This window comes from Campylobacter concisus (genome assembly GCF_002165775.1).
GTDB lineage: Bacteria > Campylobacterota > Campylobacteria > Campylobacterales > Campylobacteraceae > Campylobacter_A > Campylobacter_A concisus_E.
Genome location: NZ_NDYP01000009.1, coordinates 41,164 through 67,480, shown reverse-complemented (window position 1 = coordinate 67,480; position 26,317 = coordinate 41,164). Strand labels below are relative to the sequence as shown.

The window sequence follows — 26,317 nt, the reverse complement described above, 5'->3', positions numbered from 1 at the left end:
TTTAAAACTTTAAATTAAAGCCAAGTTCGATCTTTTGTCCATCAACTATCAAAACATCGTATCTGCCTGATCTTGTCGTAAAGTACTCATTAAAGAGGTTATAAACGCTCAAATTTAGACTGAAATTTTTAGTTACGTTGTAGTTTATACCAAGATCAGCGATCACGTAAGGTCTGATGTCATCAGCATAGCTAAATGAGTTTTTAGTCCTACCATAATAATTTATCTGTGACCAGAAATTTAGCCATCTGTTTAGCTCGTAGTTCGCTCCAAATTTAAATGTATGAAGCGGATAGTTGTTTAAGCTTTTGCCGATCTCCGCTCCATCTTTTTGCTTTGATCTTGTATAGACGTAGCTTTGATTTAGCCTAAGAGCGTTTGTGACTTGCCACTCATTTGTTAGTTCAACTCCGTAAATCTCAGCCTTACCGATATTTACACTCTCCCAAATACCATTTGGATAAATTTTGCCTTTATGTCTGCAAACACTGCCTCTTGAGCAGATAGGGCTATAGCTTAACATATCTTTAAAGCTTGTGTAAAAGCCAGTTAGCGATGCTTCAAAGCCTTCATTGTCATTATAAACGCCGCCAAATTCATAGCTCACGCTTGTCTCTGGCTTAAGGCTGCTCCTGCCAAGCTGTGCTCCACCTCCTCCAGCAAATGGCAATGCAAGATCTTGCGTGCGTTGCTTGATGTCAGGCGTCGCGTATCCTGTGCTAACTCCGCCTTTTAGGGCAAAAAAGTCATTTAAGTTATAGATACCATAAATTCTTGGTGAAACATGCGAACCGTAGTTCTCATCGTAGTTATAGCGAATGCCAGTGCTTAAGATAAAGTCTTTTGTAAGGTGATAATCATCCTCGCCGTAAAGCGAAATGTCATATCTTTTTACATTTGCAGCGTCTGCTGTGGTTGCCTTTTCATCAAGCTTTTCTTTTTTGGCGTTTAGTCCTAAAGTAAAGGCGTTGTTATCAGTAAAATATGAACCTTTTGTATCAAAATTTAGTGTTTTTAGCGTCAAATTTTGTTGTGCTATCTCTTTTATCTTGCCGTAAGACAAGTAGCTTTGAAGCAAGATATTATCAAGCCTTGCTTCGTGGCTTAAATTTATCACATCGCCCTTTATTCTCTCACTAGCAACCGAGTTAGTACCAGTTGATAGTGTTTTGCCTTTAGTTCTTTTATATTTCACATCGCTTCTTGCAAGCTCAAGCGTAAGATCATTATTTTCATTTGGCCTAAAAAATAGCTTTGTACCAAAATTTCTGTCCTTTTGCTCTCTATTTGCATAAGAAATTTTATCTTCTGATTTGTTTAAATTTTTACCATAAACAGAAACACTTAAAACATCGTCAATTAGTCCAGAGTGCAAATAAAGGCTATTGTAAAACTCGCCGCTTATATTTTTATTTCTAGCAAATTTATAGCTTGAGCCAAGATTTACACCAAATTCATTACTAAACTCATCTGTAATGATATTTATAACTCCACCTAACGCGTCACTTCCATAAAGCGAGCTCATAGGTCCACGTATCACTTCGATACGGCTTATCGCACTTGCTGGCGGAATGAAACTATATGAGCTTCCAACGCTTCTAAGGCCTTTATAGGCGTTATCGCCTGGTACTGGCATGCCATTTACTAAAATTTTAGTAAATCTTGGAGAGAATCCACGTATAGAAATTCCTCGTCTATTTGCCGCTTCTGGAGTCGTCCCAAAAAGACTTGGGATATCTTTGGTCATGCTCTCGATATCTTTGTGATTTTTCTTTTCTAATGCCTCTTTGGTTATAACGCTAAGCGTTGCTGGTGCGTCTTTGATATTTTGCTCAAATCCTGTTGCACTCACTACTTTAACTTCTGGTAGAACTTTATCTTCATTTGCAAAAAGCGGTAAATTTATAAAAATTGCCGCACAAATAGAAATTTTTAATGCACTTTTCACAAAAACTCCTTATAAAAATTTAATGCGCATTTTACTAAAATTAAATAATCGTTATCAATATCATACGTAACGCTAAAGGGATTAAATTTAACGCTTGAGGGATAAAATGATAAATTTAGACAAAAAATATGGAACGAGAAAGATATCTCAAAAAGAAAAACAAATAAGCGTAGAGTTTTACAAGCAAAGCAGCGGTATTAGCTATCTAAAAAGTGAAATTTTATGTAACGGCAGGATAAAAAGAGATCGTCACAAGTCTAAAAAATACCTATTTTTAATGTTTAATGAGGCTAAAAACGATCTTTGCTTTAAACTTGATAGAAAAGAGTATATTTTAAACAAAGATGAATTTTGCATTGGGCTTGTTAATGACGATTTTAAAGGCATCTTTGAGTATCAAAATAAATTTTATAAGACAAAAACACTACTTTTTGACGAAAGTTATGCAAATAAGCTTGAGATATTTGCTGGACTTAGATTTGATGATAAATTTGAGCTTTTGAAATACAAAAAAGATTTAGCGCAAATTTGCGTTTTAAATGAACTTGAGACGACAAATTTATATGAAGGCGCGCTGAGGGAAATTTTTACTGAGTCAAAAATTTTAGAGCTTATTTATAAAAGCAAAATACAAAAAGAGAGCGAAATTTCACTTAACAGTGACGAAGAAAAGACTCTTTTAAAGGCTAAAACAATCTTGTTAAGTCGTATGCAAAATCCTCCAAGTATCAAAGAGCTAGCTCATCTTTGTGGTACAAATGACTTTTGGCTAAAGAAAAATTTTAAGCTATTTTTCAAAGATACGATCTACCAGCTCTTAGCAAAAGAGCGTCTAAAGCTCGCTTTTACTCTTTTGGAGCAAAATGATATCAGCATAAAAGAAGCTGCAAATATCGTAGGCTATACAAATACTGCACATTTTGCAAAAATTTTTAAGATAAATTTTGGCTTTTTGCCAAGCAAACTCTTAAAGACTAAAAACTACTTTTAAACTACTATAAATGCCAAATTTCTTATAATCCTCAAAATTTAAAAGAGAGAAATTTGCAAGTTTATATCCATGTGCCATTTTGCGAAAGCAAGTGTCCTTATTGTGCTTTTGGATCAAGTGACGACGAATTTAACAAGGCTAGCACTTATTTTCAAGCGCTAGTTCTTGATCTAAATTTTCAGCTAAAAAGCCAAAATGTAAGAGAAATTTCAAGCGTATTTTTTGGCGGAGGTACACCAAGTGCTGTAAATGCTAAATTTTATGATGAAATTTTTAGCATTTTAGTGCCTCTTTGCACACCAACAACCGAGATCACTCTCGAGGCAAATCCAAACTCAGCAAGCCTTGTTTGGCTAAAAGCGATGAAAAGTTTAGGGGCAAATCGCATAAGCTTTGGTGCTCAAAGTTTTTTTGAAGATAAGCTTAAATTTCTTGGTCGCATTCACAGCAGGGAGCAAATTTTTAAAGCTGTAGAGAATGCTGGAAAAGCTGGCTTTGAGAGCATAAATTTAGACCTTATCTACGACACCAAATTTGATACTAAAAAACGCCTTTTAGCTGAAGTGGCAAATTTAAAAGATCTTAATATCACTCACCTTAGTGCATACTCGCTCACACTTGAGGAAAACACCCCATTTGCTGGCAAAAAAAGTTATAAAAAAGATAGCGACAATTTGACTAAATTTATGATAGAGCAGATCAAGCGAGCTGGTTTTAAGCAGTATGAAATTTCAAATTTTGGTCAAATTTGCAAGCACAATCTTGGCTACTGGCAAGGCAAAAACTACCTTGGCGCAGGGGCTTTTAGTGTGGGTTTTGTGGACGGCATCAGATACTACGCCAAGAATAACATAGATGCTTACATCGCCAAACCAATACATAGAGAAAAGGAAATTTTAAACGAGAGTGAGCTAGCAAGAGAGCATATATTTTTAGGGCTTAGAAGCATAGTTGGCGTGGAGGCTGGACGCTTAAGTGAGGCTCAGATAAAAAGAGCAAATATACTTGTAGAAAATGAAAAACTGCTCTTTAAAAATGGCAAATTTTACAACCCAAATTTCTTACTAAGCGACGAAATCGCACTCTTTATCGAGGGCTAAATTTATAAAATTTTGAGCAAAGACAAGATAAAATACAAAGCTTAAATAAAATTTAATAGAGGCAAAAATGTTTGGAATGAGTTTTTCTGAAATCTTAGTTATCGCCATTATTGCAGTGTTAGTTTTAGGTCCTGACAAGCTACCAAGCGCGATGGTTCAGATTGCAAAATTTCTAAAAATGTTTAAAAAAGGCATAAACGACGCAAAATCAACATTTGATCAAGAAATGAAGATAGCTGAGCTAAAAGAAGATGCTCAAAAATATAAAGAAAGCATAACTAAAAGTACGCAAAGTGTGCGTAAAAAGCTTACTTTTGAGGAGCTTGACGAGATCAAAAAAAGCGCAAATGATATCACTAACGATATACAAAACGTCGTAAGCGACACGAAAAAAACGGTAGAAAATATACAAAATCCAACAAATTTAGTTAAAGATGCGATCTTAAACGATAAAAAAGAGGCGTAATGTTTGAAGAGTTAAGACCCCATTTAATCGAACTTAGAAAGAGACTTTTTATAAGCATAGTAAGCGTTTTTGTCTGTTTTGGCATCTGCTTTACATTTTGGAACCCACTGCTTGCATGGATGAGCGAACCGCTAAAGCAGGTCTTACCAGCTGGCTCAAATATCATATTCACTCAAATTCAAGAGCCATTTTTTACAGCGATGAAAGTTGCATTTTTTGCTGGTGTCGTGATCGCGCTACCTATCATTTTTTGGCAGTTTTGGCTATTTGTCTCCCCTGGACTTTATGACAATGAAAAAAAATATGTGATCCCATTTGTGCTTTCAGCTTCATTTATGTTTGCGTGCGGAGCGGCGTTTTGTTATTACGTGGTCATCCCACTTGGCTTTGCATTTTTGGTAAATTTTGGTGGCCAGCTCTTTACGGCTTTACCAAGCATTGGCGAGTATGTTGGCTTTTTTGCAAAACTACTAATTGGCTTTGGAATTTCATTTGAGCTACCAGTCATTACATTTTTCTTAGCAAAGATCGGACTTGTCGATGACAAGATGCTAAAAGATTACTTCAGATACGCTGTTGTTATCATCTTTATCTTTGCAGCCATCGTTACACCACCTGATGTGATAAGCCAAGTCTTAATGGCACTGCCACTTATCGGACTTTATGGAATTTCAATAATCGTCGCTAAAAGAGCTAACAAGAGCGACGATGAAGACGAAAAAGAAGAACAAGACAGCGACGTAGCAAGCGATGAGTAATATAAACGACGTCTCAAGTTATGATTATTTTTTGCCTGAAGAGCTCATCGCAAAAGAACCAGTTTTGCCAAAAGAAGAGGCAAGGTTGCTCGTCTATTTTAAAAATACAAAAGAGATAAAACACTACAAATTTAAAGATCTCTCCGACCTCATCCCAGAGGACGCAGCGGTCATTTTTAATAACACAAAAGTTATCAAAGCTCGCATTTTAGGACAAAAAGAAAGCGGCGGGGCTTGCGAAGTAATGCTAAATCAGCCCATAGGCGAAAATAAATTTAGCGTCTATATAAGAGGTAAAGTAAGCTCTGGTAGCGTTTTAAATTTTCCTGATAATCTAAAAGTAAATGTGCTTGAGCTAAATGACGATGGCACAAGAGTGGTAAATTTTACGCAAAATGGCATTTTGCTTGATAATGTTCGCCTTTTTAGTGAGCTTGAAAAGATTGGCCACGTCCCGCTTCCGCCATACATTAAAAGGGCTGACACAAAGGATGATGAGAGCTGGTATCAAAGCATATTTGCTAAAAATAGTGGTGCAGTGGCAGCTCCGACAGCTAGCCTTCACATAAGTGAACAAATGCTAGAGCAGATAAAAGCAAAGCATGAAGTCGCCTACATTACGCTTCACGTTGGCGCTGGGACATTTAAAGGTGTGGAGTGCCAAAATATAAATGACCACAAAATGCACTCAGAATTTTACGAGCTAAGCGAGCAAGCTCAAGAGATTATAAATTCTAATAAACCAATCCTTGGCGTTGGCACGACGGTTACTAGATGTGTTGAAGAATTTGCAAGGAGCAAGCAAGTAAGCGGCTTTTGTAAGTTATTTTTAAACCTAAATAATAAACCAATTAGACAAAACTACCTTCTTACAAATTTTCATCTACCAAAATCAACTCTAATAATGCTAGTTACTAGCTTCATAGGGCTTGAAGAGACGATGAGAATTTATAAAACGGCAGTTGATGAAAAGTATAGATTTTACTCATACGGCGACGGGATGTTGATAATATGAAAGATAAGCATATCGATATCATAAACAGAATGGAAATTTTTCTTAGCGCCATATACCAAGATGCGCAAGATACTAAAAATTCCATCATTTTTAGCTACGATCCAAGTTATCCAAGGCTTTTAAAATTTGATGCCACAAATCTCATAAAAACACTTGAAAATATTTGCAAATTTTTCCTTTACTCTACCGAATATGCAGACATTTACATTCTCTTTCAACTTAAAAATTATAATCCCAAATCTGTACATTTTGACATTAAGATAAAATCTAGCCATAGCGTAATGAGGCCAAGTCACTACTATCTCAGCAAGATAAATGACTATCTAAAAAAAGCAAATGAATCTATGATCTCTCATAATGATGGAGAATTTTTAATATCTTTTAGCGCGGCACTAACAGGCGATAGAGCCATCCAAAGACAAATAAATATCAAAAATCAAACAAATACAAATATCTTAGTTGCTTGCGATGACGATGCTTTGTTTGATACCATTAGTGCTCAGATAAATTTTTTAGGTCTAAAAGTTATCGGCAAAAACGACCTTAGCAATCTAATGAGACACATAAAAGATTCTATTTTTACTCCATTTGTTGTTTTTATCGATAGTAAAATTTTAAAAAATGAAGCGATGTTAGAAGATATACTTGAGTTTAAAAATATTAAAAATTTTCGTATTGTAGCCATTTGTAAAAGCGATGAGTCAGCTAACGATCTGCCAAATCATGTCACAGTATTGAAGCAGCCTTTTAGCACAGATAGCTTTCAGCTAGCTTTTAAAAATTCTCTTGAGAAATAGACCGATTTTTACTTTTTAATTTTAATTTATCCCAAGATATCTTTTTAAAATAATAGTGGCTGAAATGCTATCTAGCCTGCCATCTCGTCTTGTATTGGTGTAAATTTCACTAGCTTCGCTGCTACTAAAAGCTTCATCTTGATAGACAATATTTGCCTTTACATCAAGAAGTGAGACAAAATGCTCGATGCGTCTTCTCATCTCATCTTCGCTACTACCGCCGATTGGCACGCCAACCACTAGCGTATTTGGAGCATATTCATTTACTTTTTTACTTACATCTCTTGCGGCTTGATTTCTATTTTTCCTAAGCACTGGCTCAAGCGGAGTTACGACCTCACCAAAGCCAAATGCAAGCCCTATTCGCTTTAGCCCAACATCGATCGCCATAAATTTCTCTCTCATAGCACACTCTTTACTCTTAGATTTGAAATTTCAACTAGTCCTTCAAGCTCGTACTCATAGATGATATCGCCAAATTTTGCCAAAACTTCATCAAGACTTACGCCATTTTTACAAAATTCTAAAATCTCATCACTAGTTTTTTCTTGCTCTTTAATCTCGCCAAAAAGTGAAGCAAATTTATGATAGTCATCAATAAGCTCAGCTTTTTTATTTGCAAGCAAAAAATTTGTCCCATCGCTTTCGCCCATGCGCTGTGGCAGTACATAAACTGGAATTTTAAGCTCATTTGCAAGCCTTGCACTTTGCATAGAGCCACTTTTAAGATCAGCTTGAGCGACGACTAAAGCTTCGCAAAGCCCAACAACTATGCGATTTCGCTCCAAAAATCTATAAGCAAGTGGTGGCTCACCTTCATCATACTCACTAAGAGCCAAGGCTTTTTCATAAATTTCTTTTATCGCTACTTTATTTTGGCTTGGATAGATGGTATCAAGTCCGCTCGCAAAAATGCCAATCGTTCGTGGCATAGCAGCTTTATGAGCTACGATATCAACGCCGATTGCTCCACCACTTACCACACAGACGTTTGCACTTTTTAGTGCTGCACAAAGTGCTACAACACACTCTTTTGTATAAACACTTGCCTTTCTTGAGCCAACAACTGCGATCTTTGGTAAAGATAAAAGTGAAGTATCTCCGATAAAATTTAGCTGCTTTGGTGGATTTTTTAGTCTATTTAGTGGCTCTGGGATAAAGTCAAGTCTCATAAAATATCTTTTAAATAAACCACATCAACATCTTTTAAAAGATTATTTTTGCTCTCTTTTATCACTGTGATCGTATTTTTCTTTGGATGCCCGATGGCGATCGCATAGCCTCTTTTTTTAGCTAAATTTACAGCAGCTACAAGCTCACGTCTAACAGCTACGGCAGATGGATTGTCATCTAGAAATATATCTCTTGCGATATAAGGTTGATTATATTTTTTGGCAGCCCTTGCCACGGCAGTTTGAGATATGGTTTTACTATCAACAAAAATAAAATCTTGATCAATCAATGCCCTATAAGCCTTATCCATCGCATCAAAATCGCTGGTAAAACGAGATCCTGTATGGTTGTTTGTATATTTTGCGCGAGGAAAATCTTTGCGTATCTTTTTTATCTTAGCAAGTATGCTTTCATAGCTTTCATTTGTAGTCAAAGTACCTATCTCTGGGCTATCAAAGTGTCTTGCTTGCATTGGAAGATGTATCATGTAAAACTCAAACGTTCTAGCTATAGAAGGCGTATCTGGATGAGTCTTTGTCGCTGGAAAAATAGACGGCGTAATTTTTAGGCCAAGCGACTTTATCATACTTGCATGTTCAAATGTCGCTACATCATCTATTATGATGACGAGCTTTGCGCGCCCTTTTACACTAGTATTTGGCGTAAAAGGTACCGCTTCAAAACTATCTTTTTTTATATTTTTTTCTTCGTATTTTGTTTTTTCTATCTTTTTGGTAGTTAAATTTTCAGCTTTTTTAGCTGGCTCGACTTTTATGTTCTCGTTTTTAAATTTCTCTTTTTTTTCTATTTCAGTACTTTTATTTTGATCGACTTTTACTTCAAAATTTTGAGATTTTAGCTCGGTTTTTTGTTCGATTTTTGAGCTATAAAATGGCTCTATCTTTTGTTCATTTTCTATTACGCTAGGTTCTGTGTTTTTATAACTTGCAAGTAAATTTTTAGTATCGTTTTGCTCTTTTTTTATCTCTTCTTTTTTGGCTTCACTCTTTACTTCAGCTATCTTTTTTTGCTCTTTTGGCTCAACTTTTGAATTTAAAACAAGCTCACTTTTATGCTTAGGATCGGTAAAAATTTTACTTAAATTTTCATCTTCATCAAATTTTAGAGGGTATTTTCTCTTCTCGTATTCTTGTTTTTTTTCTTTGCTAGCAACCTTTGTCTCAGCTTTTTTTAGAATTTGCTTCTCTATCTTTGGCTCATTTGCTTTGCTTATCTGTTCTGCACTATTATTTTTTATACTAAGGGCTACGCTAAGTGCTATTATCAAAATAGCTGCGATAATGCCGATACCAAGATAGGTTTTGTTGTTAGAGCGACCTGCGCTCTTTTTTGTAGGTCGCTTCTTTGTAGTCTTTTTTTCGCTCAAGGCTTAGTTTTTATTTTGATCTATAAGTTTGCCGTTAGTTATCCAAGGCATCATCGCGCGAAGTTTTTTGCCAGTTTGATTTAGCAAGCTTCTCTCAGCTATACCGCGTTCAGCGTTCATTCTAACGTAACCCGCTTTTCTCTCAAGTATGAAGTCTTTTGCAAATTTGCCATTTTGAATTTCTTTTAAAACTTCCTTCATAGCTTTTCTGCTCTCTTCGCCAACTACTCTTACGCCGCTTACGTAGTCGCCGTATTCAGCTGTGTTTGAGATAGAGTAGCGCATATCAGCCATGCCACCTTGATACATTAGATCAACGATTAGTTTTAGCTCGTGCAAGCATTCAAAATAGGCCATCTCAGGCTCATATCCAGCCTCTACAAGCGTATCAAAACCAGCATTTACTAGCGCGCAAAGACCACCACAAAGTACTGCTTGTTCACCAAACAAATCTGTTTCAGTTTCATCTTTAAATGTTGTCTCAATGATGCCGGTTCTGCCGCCGCCTATACCGCAAGCATAGCTTAGAGCGATCTCTTTTGCCTTTCCACTTGCATTTTGCTCAACAGCGATAAGATCAGGTATGCCGCCACCTCTTACGAATTCGCTTCTAACTGTGTGTCCTGGTGCTTTTGGAGCGATCATAATGACATCTATATTTGCTGGAGCTTTTATCTGGCCAAAATGAACATTAAAACCATGTCCAAACGCGATAGCAGCGTGATCTTTTAAATTTGGCTCGATCTCATTTTTATAAATTTCTGCTTGAAGCTCATCTGGAGTTAAAATCATAACCACATCAGCGCCTTTTGTAGCTTCACTTACGGTTTTTACCTCAAAGCCTTTTGCTTCAGCTTTTGCCCAGCTTTTGCCACCTTTTGAAAGGCCAATCACAACGCTTACACCGTTATCTCTTAAATTTTCAGCATGCGCATGACCTTGTGAGCCAAAGCCGATGATTGCTACTTTTTTACTTTGAATAAGGCTTAAATCGCAGTCTTTATCATAATAAACATTTATAGCCATTGTTACTCCTATTATTAAAATTTGGCAAAATTATAACTTTAGCCAGCAAAAATTCGGCTGAAATATATAGAAACTCTTTTTAAGTTTTATGATAATTTATTTTGATAAAATACGCTGAAATTTCAAAAAAAGAGATAACTCAATGAATGAATCAGTTTTTAAAAAAATCAAAGCACTTCCACCATTAGATGACACAGTTATACAAATCCAACGCTTACATGCGGACGAAAATAGCTCAATAAGTGATCTTACAAAAGTGGTCGAAAAGGATCCGATGCTAACAGCAAATATCTTGCGTTCAGCAAACTCTCCACTTTATGGGTTTTCTCAAGAGATCACAACCATCGCAAGAGCTATTTCTCTTTTTGGTATGGCTACTATTCGAGGTTTTGCGCTTTCAAGTACGATTAAAAAGAGCTTTTCTATAAATTTAGAGCCTTATGGCATTACTACACAAGATTTTTTAAATATCTCGATAATACAAAATGCACTGATGTACAATTGGCATTCTAAAGTTAATCCTAAAAGTCTAGAAATTCTCTCTCCAGCTTCATTTATGCTTGAGATTGGCAAGATAGTTCTTGCTCACGAATTAGCTGAAAATAAGCAAGACGTCGAATTTAGAGAAAAACTTAAAAATATATCTAGTCCAATCGATCTTGCCCTATTTGAAACAGAAATTTTAGATATGTCAAATGAAGAAGTTACAGCTAAAATTTTTGAACAATGGAACCTTGAGACAGAGCTTAGCAGCTCAATACTCTATTCAAACAATCCAGAAGAGGCACCAGATCATATAAAAGACTATGCAAAAGCCCTAAAAGTGATAAAAACAGCTGTAAATATCTTTAATCAACTTGATGATATAAGCATACAAAATACTCTACCTCTTCTTGACGAATACGGCTTTGGACATGATACGTTTTTAATGGCTGTCGCTAAAATCAAAGATAATTTGTGAAAGAATTTCTAACATCACTACTAGTTGGCATCAAGGAAAAAGAAGTTTCAAACGAAGATAAAGAGATTTTACGAAATCTCTTAAATCTTGGTGCCGTAAGCTCTCATAAAGATAAATTTTACCTAAACAATGGCTATGTCTGCGGCAAGCTAGACATCAGTCAAAACGCAACTGGCTTTATTATACCGTTTGATAAACGCTTCAAGCAAGACATTATCGTAGAAAATAAAAATTTAAATAACTCTCACCTTGGCGACATCGTGTTAGCAAAGCTTTTGCCGCTTAAGAAAAAACGTCAAAGCGCTAAAATAGTGATGAGCCTAAAGCTTGCAAATGAGACAAGCGTGGTCTATACAAAACGCTTTGGGGCGGCCATTTTAGGGGTAAATTTAAAAACTGGGCTAAGCACAACCTTAAAAGCGACACAAAAAAGTCTAAAGATGCTCCCACTTGGGACGCTGCTTAAGATAAACAACCTAAACAACGAGATAGTCGAGGTTTTAGGAAATTTAGACGATCCGCTAAGTGATGAAAAAATTTCGCTTGCTATTTATAATAAAAACGATAAATTTAGCGAGGCTTGTGAGCTTGAGGCAAAGGCTTTTGGCGATGAGGTTGATGCTAGCATGTATCCAAACAGGGTTGATCTAAGAAATTTAGACTTTTGCACGATCGATCCAGTCGATGCCAAAGACTTTGATGACGCCATATATTTTGATGAAAAAAAGCGTGAAATTTACGTCGCAATCGCTGATGTAAGCGAGTATGTAACCGCATATAGCGCTATTGACAGCGAGGCTAAAAAAAGAGGCTTTTCTATCTACTTTCCGCACATTTCAGTGCCGATGTTGCCACGCGCGCTAAGTGAAAATATCTGCTCGCTAAAGCCAGATGTGCCGCGCCTTGCATTTTGCTTTAAAATTTCACTTGATGCGAATAATGAGGTAAAAAAAGAGGAGCTTTTTGAAGCGATCATCCTTTCAAAAAGGCGCTTTAACTACGACGAGATCGATGAAATTTTAGAAGGCAAAAGAGAGTGTGAAATTTCATGGGTCAAGCTACTTTTTAAACTTACCACAAAGCTTCGCAAAAAAAGGCTTTTGCATGCATTTGACTTTAGGACAAAAGAGCTGAGAATGAGTCTTGATGAAGAGGGTCAAATTTTACAAACTAGATTTGAAAGCGACTCTGACTCACATAGACTTGTCGAGGACTGCATGCTTTTAGCGAACAAAGCTGCCGCAAAGCTCATCACAAAAGGCGTTTTTAGAAACCATGCTTCGCCTGATTTTAAAAAGATAGATACATTACTTGAAGATTTACAGCTTTTGGGGCTTGATTTTGCTTATGAGAGCGACCTTGCAAATTTGATAAGAAAGATACAGCTAAAAGCCGATGCACTAGGTAACCGCGAAGAGATAGATAAGCTCATCATCAAGTCTCAAAAAAAAGCTGAGTACTCAAGTGAAAATTTAGGTCACTTTGGGCTTGGATTTGATAGATACACGCACTTTACAAGCCCTATTAGACGCTATTCTGATCTCATTTTACACAGACTTTTAAAGGCTAAAATTTCAAAAGATGACAAGCTTTACAACTTTTTGCTTTTAAACATCCAAAACACCTGCGCAAATTTAAGCGAGCTTGAAAGAGAAGCCGACAAGGTAGCCTACGACTTTATGGATAGGAAATTTGCACGCTGGGCAGCCGCAAACATCGGCAAAGAGGTGCGCTGCTACGTGAGCGAAAACCAAAATGTCTTGGTCGCTAAGCTTGATGATTATTTTGTTGGAGCTAGGATTTTTATAACAGGATACAGCGCAAATTTACTTCAAAAGCTTGTCGTAAAGATCACAGAGGCCGACATCGCAAGTGCTAAAATTTTTGCAAAAGTGGTAAGAAAGATCGATGTATAGAAAAGATTTGGAGCTAAATTTAGCAAATGCAAATTTAAGCAACTACTTCTTGCTTTTTGGAGCAGATGAGTTTCAGATCGAACTTTTTGGTAAGGAAATTTTTAGCTTTTACTCAAGCGAAGATGCGAATTTATTAAGCCTTTATTTTGACGAGTATAACTACGCTCAAGCAAGCTCTCACCTAAGCGAGCAGTCACTTTTTGGCGGCAAAAATATCCTTTATATAAAAAGCGATAAAAAGATCCCAGCAAAAGAGCTAAAAGAGCTCATCTCGCTTTGCTCAAAGAGCCAGGACAACTACTTTTTGTTTGAGCTTTATGAGGCAGATATGAAGCTAGTTTTTGATACGCAAAAGGCTTTTGGGACAAATTTTGCAAGATTTTTCAAGCCCTCAACTCCAGATGAAGCGATAAATTTGCTAGCTAAAAGCTCAGCTAAAATTGGTCTAAACATAACCAAAAACGCACTTTATGAGCTTTACTTTACGCATAATGAAAATTTATACCTTGCAGCAAGCGAGCTAACAAAGCTAAAGAGCCTAAACACCCACATCGAACAAGATGATGTAAAAAGGCTAGTTTTTGGACTTGGCGGGATAAATTTTGATGATTTTTTTAACAAATTTATGGCCCTAAAAGACATAAAAAACGACTTTTTTACCTATCTAGAAGATCCAAATTTTAATGAAATTTTACTTCTAAATTCACTTTACAAAGCATTTTTTAGGCTATTTAAAATTTACTCTTACATCAAGATAAATGGCCGATTAAATTTAGATGAGGCAATTGGTTATCAACCGCCTGTAAACGTCGCAAATTTATTAAAAGCAAATAGCTTAAAACTAAATTTAAATGCCTATTTGGAGATATTTAAAACGCTAAATTTAGCCGAGTTAGAGCTAAAAACAAATACAAAAATGGATAAAGAAATTTTTGTATTATCAACTATTTTAAATTTACAACATCTCATATCAACAGCAAATATTAAGTAACTTTAAGCTAAAATCCACCCTTGCTTAATGCAAAATCCTTGCTCACAAAGTGAGCTAAATATCCATAAGGAGAAGAAATGAAACATTACGAGCTTTTATTTATTCTTAAGCCGACACTAACGGAAGAGGAAGTTAAAGCTAAAGTTGACTTCGTAAAAGAAGTTATAACAAAAAATGGCGGCGAAATCGCTACTGTCGTTGAGATGGGCACTAGAAAACTAGCTTATACCATCAAAAAATATGAGCGTGGAACATATTTTGTTATCTATTACAAAGCGCCACCAGCACTTCTTGCAGAACTTACAAGAAATGTAAGGATCACTGAAGATATCATAAGATTTTTAAGCGTTAAATATGAAAATAAACGCGAAATCGCAGCTTGGGAAAGACTTTGCAAAGGTATCAAACAAACTATAAAAAAAGAGCCTCGTGAGCCAAGAGTACCGCGTGAGCCAAGAGTTGAAAAAGTAGACGAGCAAACTTTTACAGAAGAATAATCAAGGATAAAAAATGTTCAATAAAGTAGTACTGGTTGGGAATTTAACAAGAGATATCGAGCTAAGATACACTACTAGTGGATCTGCTATAGGAAATTCCGGTATTGCTGTTACTAGAAAATTTAATACTAACGGCGAAAAACGTGAAGAAACATGCTTTATTGACATATCGTTCTTTGGCAAATCAGCTGAGATAGCAAATCAATATTTAAGCAAAGGCTCTAAACTTCTGGTTGAAGGAAGATTAAAATTTGATCAATGGACCGACAACAATGGACAAAACCGTTCAAAGCACTCAATCGTAGTTGAAAATATGGAGATGCTTGGCGGAAATAGCGGAGCTAATGGACAAAGTCAAGGTGGATTTAATCAAAATAGTTCGTACTCACAACAACGAAATAATGGTTCAAATAATAGCTATGGTAATACTGGATATCAAAATTCAGCACCACAAAGACAGCAAATGCAACCACAAAATAAAAAAGTGCAAGAAGAGTACTATGAGGAGAAAATCCCTGATATAAACATTGACGCCGATAATTTTGATGGCGACAACGAAATACCGTTTTAATTTAAAGGATAGAAAATGGCAGAAAAAAGAAAATATTCACGTAAATATTGCAAATTTACAGAAGCAAAAATTGATTTTATAGATTATAAAGATACTTCTCTTTTAAAGTATTGTTTATCAGAGAGATTTAAAATCATGCCAAGACGTTTAACTGGCACATCAAAAAGACATCAAGAAATGGTAGAAAAAGCGATCAAAAGAGCTCGTCATGCAGCTATTATACCTTACATAGTAGATCGCAAAGATGTAGTTTCAAATCCTTTTGATGGACTATAATTGTTTAATTTATTAAACCCCTATTAATGGGGTTTAATCCTAATCTTAAATATCCTAGATTTATGTTCTTATAGATTTTTATTTATTGACTGCAGTTTAAAATATTTTTCAAGCACTATCTATAATTTTGGTTTAACTTACACGAGGCAATTAGAATTTATTCAGGTGGATATCTCAAAAATATATACTGTCTTTAAATAACTCTATAGCATCAATTTATTAGTTCAAAATAATTTATTTAGCCATATGTACAATCAATATCGTTGATCCATATTATTCACAATTTTTACCACGAATCACGCATCATCTATTGTGCGGCAATAGCTGTCCACATGAGGCTAAAAAGTAAGATACTTAATATAGAAAAACTTTATAATAAAAACATGTCTTAGTAAATCCAATATTCATCCATTTGGTGTCCGCATATCTTACAAGTGGGCTTTATAATATATTTTATTTTGAAAACTTATTGATGCCAAACCAACCTAACCATGCAACCATGTTAGCTAAAAACAAATTTTAAACATCCTTTTCTTGACATGTAATAATGTTTTTTGTATAATCTCAATTCTTTTTTAAGCAAATGTCTTGCTAGCTCAGTCGGTAGAGCATCTCACTTTTAATGAGGGGGCCGTTGGTTCGAATCCAACGCAGGACACCATTTTTGGGTTTATGACCCTTTCGTCTAGTGGCTCAGGACTCTACTTTCTCTGTGTAGAAACAGAGGTTCAAATCCTCTAAGGGTCGCCAGATATTTTTTAAATTTTAGGTCGCTTAGCTCAGTTGGTAGAGCGCCACCCTTACAAGGTGGATGTCATAAGTTCGAGTCTTATAGCGACCACCATTTTAGGTGCAGCGGTAGTTCAGTTGGTTAGAATGCCGCCCTGTCACGGCGGAGGTCGCGGGTTCGAGCCCCGTCCGCTGCGCCATCTATTATTCTTTAACTTCCATTTTTCCCAGTTATTGCTATTCTTAAAAATAGTGTTTTTATTAAAAAATTTATGCTTTAAAAATTTATACGTAAAACAAATTAAAAATAAAATCTAAGTTATCGCCACTAAATTGCATATATTTAAAAATAAATCTTTTCTAAAATTTCTAAATAATTGATACAAGACAAATCAAAATTAATATTTTTATCTCTAAGTTATCAAAAAATCAATATAATCGTAAAAAATTAATAAGGAAAATTTATGGCATTTGAAAATGTATTAAAAGCGATTGAAGATATAAAAAATGGCAAAATGCTAATTATGGTCGATGATGAGGACCGTGAGAATGAAGGAGACTTGGTCTTTTCAGCGGCAAGCAGCAATATGCAAAAGGTAAATTTTGCAATCACTCATGCAAAAGGTGTGCTTTGCCTTGCAATGGATGAAGCAAACGCAAAAAGACTTGATTTGCCGCTAATGGTTTCTAAAAATACATCTAGCCACGAAACCGCATTTACTGTCACAATTGATGCAAAGGAAGCAACGACAGGCGTAAGTGCTTATGAGCGAGATATGACGATTAGACTTGCTGCCAGTATTGATTCAGTGCCTGAAAATTTTGTAAGGCCTGGGCATATATTTCCGCTTATTGCAAAAAAAGGTGGCGTCCTCGTTCGTACAGGTCACACTGAAGGATCAGTTGATCTTTGCAAACTTGCTGGAGTTAGCCCAATGGCAGCGATTTGTGAGATCGTAAAGGAAGATGGCACAATGGCAAGACGTGATTATTTGGAGGAATTCTGTAAAAAATTTAACCTAAATATGATAAGCGTTTCTGACTTAGTAGAGTACAGACTTAGCCACGAAAGCCTAATAGAAGTTTCGCCTGCAAAGAGTGTAAAAATCTGTGGTTTTGAAGCAAAAAGATATGACATAAAAGATCACGAAAATAAAAATCATGCTGCCTATGTTTTCGGAGAGATAAAAGCACAAACTAATGTAAAATTTCAAAAAATAAGTAAAGATCATGAGCTTTTAAGCGGAGATAAATTTGATAATTTATTAAAGTCGTTGGATTTTTTAAGTAAAAATGGTGGAGTGTTACTATTTTTAGAAAGCAACAAAAGCGATGCAAGCTCGCAAAAAGATTATGGCATTGGGGCACAAATTTTAAAGTATTTTGACATAAACGAAATTGAGCTTTTAAGCTCAAATAAAAATAAAGAATTTGTAAGCCTTGCAGGTTTTGGTCTTGATATAAAAGGCTATAAAGAAATTTAAATAGATAGCCTTTTGACGCTTTTTATTTAACGCGGATATTAATCATCCTAATAGCAAAATTCTTCACTTGGAAAATTTTTGCCTTTTACATCATTTGCGTAGGATTGCACACTCTTTCTTACAATATCCGCTCCATCAAGATAGAGTTTTACAAATTTTGGTTTAAAGTCTTCAAAAAACCCAAGCATGTCAGACCATACAAGCACTTGCCCATCGACATTTACCCCAGACCCAATGCCAACAACTGGCACATGAACTTGCCTTGTTATTTCACTAGCCACACTACTCATTGTACCTTCAAGCAAGATACCAAATGTGCCAGCTTGCTCAAATGCCAAAGCCTCTTCAATTAATTTTTTTGCCTCGATCTCGCTTCTACCTTTTATCTTATAACCTCCTTCAAATTTATAAAACTGAGGCTTTAAGCCAATGTGAGCCATAACGTTTATACCCTCTTCACAAAGACGCTTCACTAAATTTACTTGGTGCATACCAACTTCGAGCTTTACCGCATCGGCATTTGTCTGTTTGAAAAATTTCATCGCATTTTTTATCGCTTGCTTTTCATTTGTGTAGCTACCAAATGGCATATCAGCCATGATAAAAGTATTTTTAGCTCCGTTGCAAACGGCCTTTGTATGATAAAGCATGGTATTCATGTCCGCACTTATCGTGCTTTCTTGCATATTAAAACTCATATTTAAGCTATCACCAACCAAAATAATATCAGCATAATCATCAAAAAGCTTAGCAAATAACGCATCATAGGCAGTTATCATTACAATAGGCTCAATGCCTTTTTTGTTTTTTATATCATTTATGCTTAGTTTTTTCTTCTGAGTTTTTTCATTTTTCATTGCAAGCTCCAAGGATTTTTAGCTAAAAGGCTAACAATTTTATCAAATTTTTGCTACAATTACGCCAATTTCTTAAGGACATAAAAATGGGTATATTAAAAAGGCTTGAAATCGATTACTCTTATGATATAGTTGAAGAATTTTTATCTCACTATGCTTTAATGTGCGATTTACTCGAGCCTTTGATAATAAATTTAGGAAGAGCTGATAAATATAAAGATAGTATCTTAGAGCTTACTAGGATTTTTCATAATATTAAGTCAGCAGCAGGATTCATGCATCTTGATCCGATATTAAAGCTTACAACTTTAGCTGAAGAGATAACCCAAGAGGCAAGAAGTCTAAAAGGGCCAGCAAATGATAAATTTATAGATTGGTTGCTACTTATTAGCGATCAGTTTAATAAATATAAAGATGACGTCGAGAACGATTTTGAATATTTTAGCGTTCTTGAGCCAAAAATCATTGATGTGCCTGCAAAACTTAACTAAATAATTCACTAACCATTTTATTTTTTGGGAGCGACTTGGCTTCGACAGGAGCAGAGTGTGTACGGTGGCACGTCGCTTTGAGCAAAGCGTAAAAAGCTCAAATTAAATTTAAACGCAAACAACGTTAATTTCGCTCCTGCTTACGCTAAAGCTGCGTAAGTTCAGTTGAGCCTTGCTTAGTCTAATTCTAGCTAGGACAAAAGCAAGTAATTTAGTTAGAGTAGGCTCGCAAAGTGACTGCTTGCTAGCTGAAATTTTAGTCTTAGTCTAAATTTTGGTTTTGGAAAGTGAGCCTTTTTAGATGAAATTTTCACTTTTGCTAAGCGTGTAGAGGCTGTATGCATTTTGTTTTTGGACAGGGGTTCGATCCCCCTCGCTTCCACCATTTCTATCTAAAATACAAATAAAAATTTTATTAAATAGCTTAAATTAAAAAAGCTCTTCTGACTCAAAATAATTTTGTGAAATATTTCGCTCTTTTTCATTGGTATTTACATGAAGCACATAATAGCCTATTTGTGTGTTGCTAGCGTCTATTAGTGGCACCACGCAAAAGTAGTGTGTTTTATAAACGTAAAATTCATATTCTTTAAAATTAATATCACGCAAAAAACCTACTATATTTAAATTTGCACTGCTTAAATTTTCGATGTAGTAATCATTTAAAATTTGATCACTTGGAATGCTTTTACGTGAAGGCATCTTGTCTTTAGCTAAAAGAACAAATAGATCAATTCCTTGCTTTTTAAAATAATTTCCAAGTGAGTCAAAATTTAACAAAACCTCGATGTTGCCAATAATCTTACCATCACGTATTACGTTTGAGACAGCCCTTATATGCGTTCCAGCATACCACGCCTCGATGCCGACCATAGGCTTGTTTTGATGCCTTGACTCTTGCACTAAAAACCTACTACTAGCGATCATATCGCCATATCTGTTTAAATCCCAACTCCTTACATAGCTTTTTAGATCTTTATCATAAATGTGAAGCTTAATGTTGTTATACATCGAAGCCGCGCCAAGGGTTTTGGTTAAATTTTCGATATTTTTTATACATTCATCGCGACTTTGCCCTAGCAAGCACATTTGTATAGACTCATTTTGAGCAAGCAAGATAGAGATCGCCATTGATGAAAATTTCTCATCATCTATACTTTTATTAAGCTGTTTTACCTGGTAATCAAAAAAGACTCGCATATTATTTTGCATCTTTTCAGCCATATAAGAGCTATAAAGAAAGTAAAAAAGTCCTCCAAGCACTATAATAAAGATAAAAACGATATAGAAATTAAAATATTTTTTATATTTATTCAAAACTAGCCCTTAACTTTTCTTCTAAAAATTTTGCAAATTTATCAATTTCTGGCAACACAAGCTCGCTTTTTCTCTTAGCAGCTGCCCACACACTATCTGGAAAAAATGCGTCATCACTAAATCTAGCAATGACATGAATATGCACGTGTGGCACGTAGTTTCCAAAGCTTGCAATGTTTATTTTAGTTGGTTTATAAAACTCAAGCATCGCCTTTTCACTTATAAGCATCGCTTCAAATAGCCTTGCCCTACTCGCTTCATCGCAATCGCTTAGCTCACGAAATGGCTTAATGGTAAAAATTTTTATCCATGGAAGTTCGTTATATTCACGCTCAATTTTTATAAATTTATCTTCATAGATCATATTTGTTCCTATTTTTATACAAAATTTCTCTCTCTTAAAAGCGTATAAAGCTTGATAGTCGAGATAAAAAATGTCACGATTGCTGGTCCAAGGATCACACCCCAAAACCCAAATGTCGTGATACCTGCGAGCATCGCAAAGAATATAAGAAGTTCATTTATCTTTGTTGGTATTTTGACTAGCTTTGAGTTTATAAATTTAATAACAAGTGGCTTTAAAAGCGTATCAGCTGCAAATGAGATCACTACGATCGTATAAATTGCGATAGTTATCGCTGCTGCTGTGTTGCCATTTGCAAACTCATAAATGCTAATAGGCCCCCACGCCAAAATACCGCCAACAACTGGGATTAGTGAAGCAAAGCTAAAAAAGATGCCAGTTAGCACGCCGTCATAGCCGTAAAAGCTTGTGACAATAGCAAATAAAAAGCCTTGGATTATCATATTTGCAATGGTTGAATAAAAAACGACACTCATCACGTTACCAACCTCGCTTAAAATAGACTCTGTGTCATCTTGCTTTAGCGGAAGTGCATATTTTAGATAGCTGATTAGTTCATTGCCATAAAGATTGCAAAAGAAGAAAAAGACCAAAATAATAATCATATCAACGCCAAATTTAAGGCTTAACTTACCCAGGCTTGCAAGATTTGTTGCAAGTTGAGAAAAAAGCATTTTAATATCAAGTCCGCCGATAAATTCTTTTATCTTTGGCTCTAAAAAATTTATCGACTCAGGCATCCTAAAATCATAATTTTTAATAAATTCGATAGTCTTTGTGACATTGTTTATATCAAAGCCAGCTGCGTATTTTGCGATCTCAACCACCGCATAAAGAAGTGGGGCGATAAATAAGCAAAGAAGCACAGATGTGGTAAGAGCCGATGAAAGCGTCTTGCGGTTTTTGGTAAGCGATAAAAATGCGATTTGGACATTTGAAACCGCGACAGCAAGCAGTGCTGCGATAAAAATATCAAGCAGATATGGTTTAAAAAGATAGACCACCAAAGCTAAAGCGCAAAATACAAAAATTCCAAAAAATAGTCTATTGTTCATCTCGCTCCCTTAAAATGGGGTAATTATAGCAAATTTATCAAAGCTGCTCATTTGCTTCCCAAATTTGCTCAATCTCTTTGCCATCAAGCTTGCAAAGCTAGCAAGTGTGGCTAGGCTTTTGGCATTTTTAGCATGCTACTGACGCTTAATAAATTTAGATAAATTTATAATTTTACGTAAAATTTCTAGCTCAAAAGCTCGTATAAATTTAGCCTTTTACGTGCACTGAAAATTTGTCCCGACGATCTCGCATTCATCACATATTTGAACATATATAGTTCCCTCGCCATCTACTAGACTTCCAAGAGGAATTTGTGCTAGATATTTCATGCTTTTGCTACATTTTGGACATTTTAAATGCTCAGCATCTTGCTCCCACTGCGGATATCCACCAAGCAAAATTTCGCTATCTATCATATATGAGTAGTGAGCGCAAACCTCGCTAGCTAGCTCGAAATTTTGCCCATCGAGCGTTGCCACAGCATCTCTTAAATAGTCCTCACTTCACCCTCGCCTACTACCTCTGTTTGCACATTATTGCCATCATTTTGGCAAAAATACTGCACAAGGCCAACGCATGTTGGGCAAAATTTAAGCACAGCATCGTTTTTAAGCTCTAGCCCAATTCTCTTTAGGCTCTCCTTTTTGATGGTGAATTCCAGCATCTCGCCGCTACAAAATTTACATTTTTCATCACTCAGTGCTTTAAATTTAATGCTTGCATCTGCGTTTTGGCTTGGCCCACATGTAAAACACCTATCAAAAACTAGGCTTCTTCTCTTGCCACTACTATCAAAGCTCCAGCCAGCAACCTTAGCGTATACGTCAGTATCGACATGAAGCTTTGCCTTCCAAGGCTTTGGCGCATTATAGAGCTTAAAAAATAGCTCCCTCACCACCTCATCGCCATGCCATGCAAGTGCGCAAAGGATGTGATTTATTTTTACGGTATTTTCAGCGCCATTTAGACTATTTATGAGCTCATCTCTTACATCACTTGGGGCGTTTTTGTAAATTTCAAACGGGTAGTATTCACACTCTTTGGTCACTTCTCTTATTATCTGCTCGTCGCAAATTCCGTGCAGGTAGAAAATATAAACAAGATCACTATAAATTTCATCGTATTTGCCTATCTCGTCTGTGTGGGCTAGGACGTTTTTTAGCTTTTGTTTAATCTCAGTCTCGCTTAAACCTTGATAAAACTCCAGCTTCTCTTTTTGCCTGCAATCATAGCAGATCCCATCAAAGTAAATCGTCCTTTGCTTGCACTTAGGACAAAGATGTGGCTCGCCCATTTTTGCTCCAAATTCAAATTTTGCTACTCAAAAAGCCTTTTTTCGATGTCGATCTTGACATTAAAGGTCTCAAAGCACTTCGCACTTGCGATCCTGCCCTTTGCAGTGCGCTCGATAAAACCATTTGCAAGCAGATATGGCTCGATGACGTCCTCAACCGTGCCCTCGTCCTCGCTAAGTGCCGCTGCGATCGTACTAAGCCCCATAGGACGGCGCCTTGCTTGCATCAAAATTTCTAAATACCTAATATCCATCTCGTCAAATCCAAGCGAATTTACACCAAGCGCATTAAGTCCCTCTTTTGCACGCTCGTGGCTGATGATTTGCTCGTCATTTACCTCAGCAAAGTCACGAATTCGCTTTAATAATCTAAGAGCGATCCTTGGCGTGGCACGTGAGCGTTTGGCGATCTCAAGTGAGGCGTTTTTGTCGCACTCTTTACCAAGCTTGGCTGATGCGATCTGTACGATACGGCTTAGCTCGCCGCTTGTGTAAAACTGCAGCCTAAAGTCCATTCCAAAGCGGTCTCTTAAAGGCGCTGAGATCATGCCAGCACGCGTAGTTGCGCCAATCAGTGTAAATTTTGGCAGGTCTATCTTGATAGTCTGGGCAGCCGGCCCTGAGCCAATTATAATGTCTAGCCTAAAGTCCTCCATAGCAGGGTAAAGCACCTCCTCGATAGCTGGGCTTAGGCGGTGTATCTCGTCGATAAAAAGCACGTCGCCCTCTTGTAAATTTGTAAGGATCGCCGCAAGATCGCCACTCTTTTCTATCATCGGCGCTGCGGTCATTTTGATACTTACACCCATCTCGTTTGCGATGATGTGAGCAAGGGTGGTTTTACCAAGTCCTGGAGGGCCGTAAAATAGCACGTGATCTAGGCACTCATTTCGCTTTTTGGCTGCTTTTATAAAGACATCTAAATTTTGCTTGATCTTTTCTTGTCCGATGTAGTCTTCAAATTTTGTCGGTCTAAGCGAGACTTCAAAGTCATTTTCAAAGCTTACTTTTTCGATTTCAACGATTCTATCCAAAGTTTTTCCTTCTAAATTTAAGGCTTCATTTTACGCTTTTATGCTTAATTTAAGCTCGTTTAAATTTATAATAAAAGGTGCTGCCCTCGCCGTAGACGCTATCAACGCCGTATGTAATTTCATGTTTTTGGCAAATTTCACTGACGATATTTAGCCCGAGACCAAAGCCACCTTGGATTTCATCCTCTCTGACGTATCTTTTCCAGACCTTTTTGACGTCCTTTATCCCCTTGCCAAAGTCCTGCACACTAAGCTTTATGCGCTCATCCTCAAAGCTTAAATTTATTAGTATCTCGCTCTCTTTTTGGCTGTATTTTATAGCGTTTGTAATCGTATTATCAATGATACGTTGAGCCTCTACTTTGCTTAGTATGATATAGGCATCATCTACCAAATTTGTATTTATAACTATGTGCTTGACATCTGCCACACTTTGTAAAAATTTCACCCTTTCACTCACGTACTCGCCTAAATTTAGCCGCTCATTTGAGAATTTGATGTAGCCACGCTTTATAAAATACTCAACATCTTCGTAGGTTATTTGCATCTGTTTTAAAGCGTTTTTGATGCGGGTTATATACTTGTTTTCAAGTCCAAGCATCTCAAGGTTCATGCCAGCCACGCCAAGTGGGGTCTTTAGCTCGTGCATGGCGTCATTAAAGAAATTGTTCATATATTTTTGAAACTCTTTATAGGGCTTAACGCTGCTTAGATATAAGAAATATACGATAAAAAGCACAGCCACAAGGATGACAAGGAGCATAAGTGCCGCTAGAAATATACTTTTTTCATTATCAAGCTCTTTTTCAACGACAATATAATAAGGCGTTTTATCCTTTATAAAAAAACTTTTATAAAACAAGAAGCCATTTTCTTCAAGTGTTACAAATTTAAAGTTACTTGGCTGCTTGGCGAGATTTGAAATAATTGGATTAAAATTTACATCATAGATTGCAAATTTATACTTTAAAGAAGGAGTTATATTTTCATTTTTTAAAAATGAATTTTTGATAATAGTTTCATGCTTCATCGCACCAAAAAGAGCTTTTGAAGTGCTATTTTTTTGGCTTAAATTTAAGATCACAAAGCTTTGAAAACAAAAAAGCGACATTATCACAAATGTCGCTATGATCTGGATCTTAAAGCTCTTGTGCATCTATCTTGTAGCCTATACGCCTCTTTGAAGTGATAAAGTCACTAGTTGTTTTGTTTCTTATCTTTAAAACGTGCATTCTGATATCAGCGCCTTCTATCTCTTTATCGTTCCAGACAAGATCTCTTAGCTCTTCCATGCTGACGTAAGAATTTAGATGTGAAACTAGACACTCAACAAGTGCGACTTCTTTTGCGCTAAGATCGACCATTTTGCCGTTTTTAAATAGCGCACGCTTGTTTAGATTAAAGCTAAATTCGTCATTGATCTTTACTATGTTTTTATCGTCAGTTCCATAGTATTTTCTCATAAGCTCAGCTACTCTAAATTTAAGCTCAGCAAGCTCAAATGGCTTTTTTAGGTATTCGTTACAGCCAAGCTCATAGCCAATAGCCATATCGCCTATATCAACTAAAGATGTTGTTATCATGATAGGAGCGTTTGGATTTAGACTTCTTATATACTTGATAACTTCATGTCCATTTACACCAGGTACTTTTATATCAAGTATAAAAAGATGATAGAAATTTTTCTCTATCAGATCACACGCTTCTTGTCCATCGCTCACCGCTGTAACTTCATAACCAAGCGTCTGTAAAAACTCACAGACGCTCTCTTGAAACCCTAAATCATCTTCTAAAAGTAAAATTTTCAAATCTCTCTCC

At 36.1% G+C, this 26,317-nt stretch carries 28 protein-coding genes, 4 tRNA genes and 1 other RNA gene; 19 read left to right on the top strand and 14 right to left on the bottom strand.

The genetic code is table 11. The features are described from left to right. Position 1: 1 nt before the first annotated feature. A complete protein-coding gene (locus tag B9N66_RS08045) occupies positions 2–1,948 on the bottom strand; it encodes a TonB-dependent receptor domain-containing protein (RefSeq protein WP_087580588.1) in 1,947 nt (648 codons plus the stop codon). Positions 1,949–2,054: 106 nt separating this feature from the next. Between B9N66_RS08045 and B9N66_RS08040 the strand changes: the two genes are divergently transcribed. The 6 genes from B9N66_RS08040 (at position 2,055) to B9N66_RS08010 (ending at position 7,075) form a co-directional block, all read left to right on the top strand. After that, positions 2,055–2,939, top strand: coding sequence for an AraC family transcriptional regulator (locus B9N66_RS08040; protein ID WP_087580587.1), 885 nt, complete (start codon positions 2,055–2,057; stop codon positions 2,937–2,939). A gap of 53 nt (positions 2,940–2,992) precedes the next feature. After that, the gene (hemW, locus tag B9N66_RS08035; RefSeq protein WP_087580586.1) at positions 2,993–4,039 is read left to right on the top strand and encodes a radical SAM family heme chaperone HemW; all 1,047 of its coding nucleotides are present in this window, start codon (positions 2,993–2,995) and stop codon (positions 4,037–4,039) included. Between the two features lie 67 nt (positions 4,040–4,106). After that, complete coding sequence (gene tatB / locus B9N66_RS08025; protein ID WP_087577664.1) at positions 4,107–4,505, top strand: Sec-independent protein translocase protein TatB; 399 nt, start codon at positions 4,107–4,109, stop codon at positions 4,503–4,505. Further along, positions 4,505–5,263 (top strand): twin-arginine translocase subunit TatC, encoded by a 759-nt coding sequence (gene tatC, locus B9N66_RS08020; protein ID WP_087580585.1) that lies wholly within the window; start codon positions 4,505–4,507, stop codon positions 5,261–5,263. The genes tatB and tatC overlap by 1 nt, the downstream gene beginning before the upstream one ends. Continuing rightward, the gene (queA, locus tag B9N66_RS08015; protein ID WP_087580584.1) at positions 5,256–6,278 is read left to right on the top strand and encodes a tRNA preQ1(34) S-adenosylmethionine ribosyltransferase-isomerase QueA; all 1,023 of its coding nucleotides are present in this window, start codon (positions 5,256–5,258) and stop codon (positions 6,276–6,278) included. Before tatC ends, queA begins: the two co-directional genes overlap by 8 nt. Further along, positions 6,275–7,075, top strand: coding sequence for a hypothetical protein (locus tag B9N66_RS08010; protein ID WP_087580583.1), 801 nt, complete (start codon positions 6,275–6,277; stop codon positions 7,073–7,075). The genes queA and B9N66_RS08010 overlap by 4 nt, the downstream gene beginning before the upstream one ends. 21 nt (positions 7,076–7,096) lie before the next feature. On the opposite strand, the gene ruvX is transcribed toward B9N66_RS08010, so the two are convergent. The 4 genes from ruvX to ilvC are packed head-to-tail and all read right to left on the bottom strand — an operon-like array spanning position 7,097 to position 10,661. Next, positions 7,097–7,480, bottom strand: coding sequence for a Holliday junction resolvase RuvX (ruvX, locus tag B9N66_RS08005; protein ID WP_087580582.1), 384 nt, complete (start codon positions 7,478–7,480; stop codon positions 7,097–7,099). Next, positions 7,477–8,247: a DNA-processing protein DprA gene (locus B9N66_RS08000; protein WP_087580581.1), complete on the bottom strand. Its 771-nt coding sequence runs from the start codon at positions 8,245–8,247 to the stop codon at positions 7,477–7,479. The genes ruvX and B9N66_RS08000 overlap by 4 nt, the downstream gene beginning before the upstream one ends. Next, positions 8,244–9,635, bottom strand: a complete 1,392-nt coding sequence (locus tag B9N66_RS07995; RefSeq protein WP_087580580.1) for a divergent polysaccharide deacetylase family protein — start codon at positions 9,633–9,635, stop codon at positions 8,244–8,246. Before B9N66_RS07995 ends, B9N66_RS08000 begins: the two co-directional genes overlap by 4 nt. Before the next feature lie 3 nt (positions 9,636–9,638). Then, the gene (ilvC, locus tag B9N66_RS07990) at positions 9,639–10,661 is read right to left on the bottom strand and encodes a ketol-acid reductoisomerase (protein WP_054196937.1); all 1,023 of its coding nucleotides are present in this window, start codon (positions 10,659–10,661) and stop codon (positions 9,639–9,641) included. A gap of 142 nt (positions 10,662–10,803) precedes the next feature. Between ilvC and B9N66_RS07985 the strand changes: the two genes are divergently transcribed. From B9N66_RS07985 to B9N66_RS07935, 11 genes are all read left to right on the top strand, one after another. Continuing rightward, positions 10,804–11,622: an HDOD domain-containing protein gene (locus tag B9N66_RS07985; protein ID WP_087580579.1), complete on the top strand. Its 819-nt coding sequence runs from the start codon at positions 10,804–10,806 to the stop codon at positions 11,620–11,622. After that, entirely contained in the window at positions 11,619–13,538 is a 1,920-nt protein-coding gene (locus B9N66_RS07980; protein WP_087580578.1) for an RNB domain-containing ribonuclease, read from the top strand. Before B9N66_RS07985 ends, B9N66_RS07980 begins: the two co-directional genes overlap by 4 nt. Further along, entirely contained in the window at positions 13,531–14,529 is a 999-nt protein-coding gene (gene holA / locus B9N66_RS07975) for a DNA polymerase III subunit delta (RefSeq protein ID WP_087580577.1), read from the top strand. The genes B9N66_RS07980 and holA overlap by 8 nt, the downstream gene beginning before the upstream one ends. A gap of 77 nt (positions 14,530–14,606) precedes the next feature. Continuing rightward, entirely contained in the window at positions 14,607–15,026 is a 420-nt protein-coding gene (gene rpsF, locus B9N66_RS07970; protein WP_087580576.1) for a 30S ribosomal protein S6, read from the top strand. Between the two features lie 13 nt (positions 15,027–15,039). Next, on the top strand, positions 15,040–15,597 hold the full coding sequence (locus B9N66_RS07965) for a single-stranded DNA-binding protein (protein ID WP_087580575.1): 558 nt from the start codon (positions 15,040–15,042) through the stop codon (positions 15,595–15,597). A 15-nt stretch (positions 15,598–15,612) separates the two neighbouring features. Next, positions 15,613–15,873, top strand: a complete 261-nt coding sequence (gene rpsR / locus B9N66_RS07960; RefSeq protein ID WP_021091467.1) for a 30S ribosomal protein S18 — start codon at positions 15,613–15,615, stop codon at positions 15,871–15,873. 585 nt (positions 15,874–16,458) lie between these two features. Further along, positions 16,459–16,534: transfer RNA gene (locus B9N66_RS07955), tRNA-Lys, on the top strand. A 13-nt stretch (positions 16,535–16,547) separates the two neighbouring features. After that, positions 16,548–16,623, top strand: a tRNA-Glu gene (locus tag B9N66_RS07950). Between the two features lie 18 nt (positions 16,624–16,641). Then, positions 16,642–16,717: transfer RNA gene (locus tag B9N66_RS07945), tRNA-Val, on the top strand. 8 nt (positions 16,718–16,725) lie between these two features. Continuing rightward, positions 16,726–16,802: transfer RNA gene (locus B9N66_RS07940), tRNA-Asp, on the top strand. 264 nt (positions 16,803–17,066) lie between these two features. Continuing rightward, positions 17,067–18,086: a bifunctional 3,4-dihydroxy-2-butanone 4-phosphate synthase/GTP cyclohydrolase II gene (locus B9N66_RS07935; RefSeq protein ID WP_087580574.1), complete on the top strand. Its 1,020-nt coding sequence runs from the start codon at positions 17,067–17,069 to the stop codon at positions 18,084–18,086. Between the two features lie 47 nt (positions 18,087–18,133). Here the strand turns inward: B9N66_RS07935 and panB are convergent, their stop codons facing one another. Continuing rightward, positions 18,134–18,943, bottom strand: a complete 810-nt coding sequence (gene panB, locus B9N66_RS07930) for a 3-methyl-2-oxobutanoate hydroxymethyltransferase (RefSeq protein WP_087580573.1) — start codon at positions 18,941–18,943, stop codon at positions 18,134–18,136. Between the two features lie 86 nt (positions 18,944–19,029). Here panB and B9N66_RS07925 point away from each other — a divergent pair, with 86 nt between their 5' ends. Together B9N66_RS07925 and ssrA are read left to right on the top strand one after the other, a co-directional pair. Further along, positions 19,030–19,434 (top strand): histidine phosphotransferase, encoded by a 405-nt coding sequence (locus B9N66_RS07925; protein ID WP_035167557.1) that lies wholly within the window; start codon positions 19,030–19,032, stop codon positions 19,432–19,434. Positions 19,435–19,460: 26 nt separating this feature from the next. Continuing rightward, positions 19,461–19,819: a transfer-messenger RNA gene (gene ssrA, locus B9N66_RS07920) on the top strand. Between the two features lie 44 nt (positions 19,820–19,863). On the opposite strand, the gene B9N66_RS07915 is transcribed toward ssrA, so the two are convergent. The 8 genes from B9N66_RS07915 to B9N66_RS07885 all read right to left on the bottom strand — a co-directional run bounded on the left by B9N66_RS07915 (position 19,864) and on the right by B9N66_RS07885 (position 26,307). Further along, positions 19,864–20,658, bottom strand: a complete 795-nt coding sequence (locus tag B9N66_RS07915) for a cache domain-containing protein (RefSeq protein WP_180382091.1) — start codon at positions 20,656–20,658, stop codon at positions 19,864–19,866. 85 nt (positions 20,659–20,743) lie between these two features. Next, complete coding sequence (locus B9N66_RS07910; protein ID WP_087580571.1) at positions 20,744–21,115, bottom strand: HIT family protein; 372 nt, start codon at positions 21,113–21,115, stop codon at positions 20,744–20,746. Between the two features lie 14 nt (positions 21,116–21,129). Next, positions 21,130–22,170, bottom strand: coding sequence for an AI-2E family transporter (locus B9N66_RS07905; RefSeq protein ID WP_085658227.1), 1,041 nt, complete (start codon positions 22,168–22,170; stop codon positions 21,130–21,132). 216 nt (positions 22,171–22,386) lie between these two features. Next, positions 22,387–22,650: a hypothetical protein gene (locus tag B9N66_RS09735; RefSeq protein ID WP_180382090.1), complete on the bottom strand. Its 264-nt coding sequence runs from the start codon at positions 22,648–22,650 to the stop codon at positions 22,387–22,389. Positions 22,651–22,658: 8 nt separating this feature from the next. After that, entirely contained in the window at positions 22,659–23,465 is an 807-nt protein-coding gene (locus B9N66_RS07900) for a hypothetical protein (RefSeq protein WP_180382089.1), read from the bottom strand. A gap of 23 nt (positions 23,466–23,488) precedes the next feature. Next, positions 23,489–24,499 (bottom strand): Holliday junction branch migration DNA helicase RuvB, encoded by a 1,011-nt coding sequence (gene ruvB / locus B9N66_RS07895; protein ID WP_087580570.1) that lies wholly within the window; start codon positions 24,497–24,499, stop codon positions 23,489–23,491. A gap of 49 nt (positions 24,500–24,548) precedes the next feature. Further along, positions 24,549–25,655 (bottom strand): sensor histidine kinase, encoded by a 1,107-nt coding sequence (locus B9N66_RS07890; protein ID WP_087580569.1) that lies wholly within the window; start codon positions 25,653–25,655, stop codon positions 24,549–24,551. Further along, positions 25,639–26,307 carry a response regulator transcription factor gene (locus B9N66_RS07885; RefSeq protein WP_054196949.1) on the bottom strand — a complete coding sequence of 223 codons (669 nt, stop codon included), beginning with the start codon at positions 26,305–26,307 and terminating at the stop codon, positions 25,639–25,641. The genes B9N66_RS07890 and B9N66_RS07885 overlap by 17 nt, the downstream gene beginning before the upstream one ends. Positions 26,308–26,317: the final 10 nt, after the last annotated feature.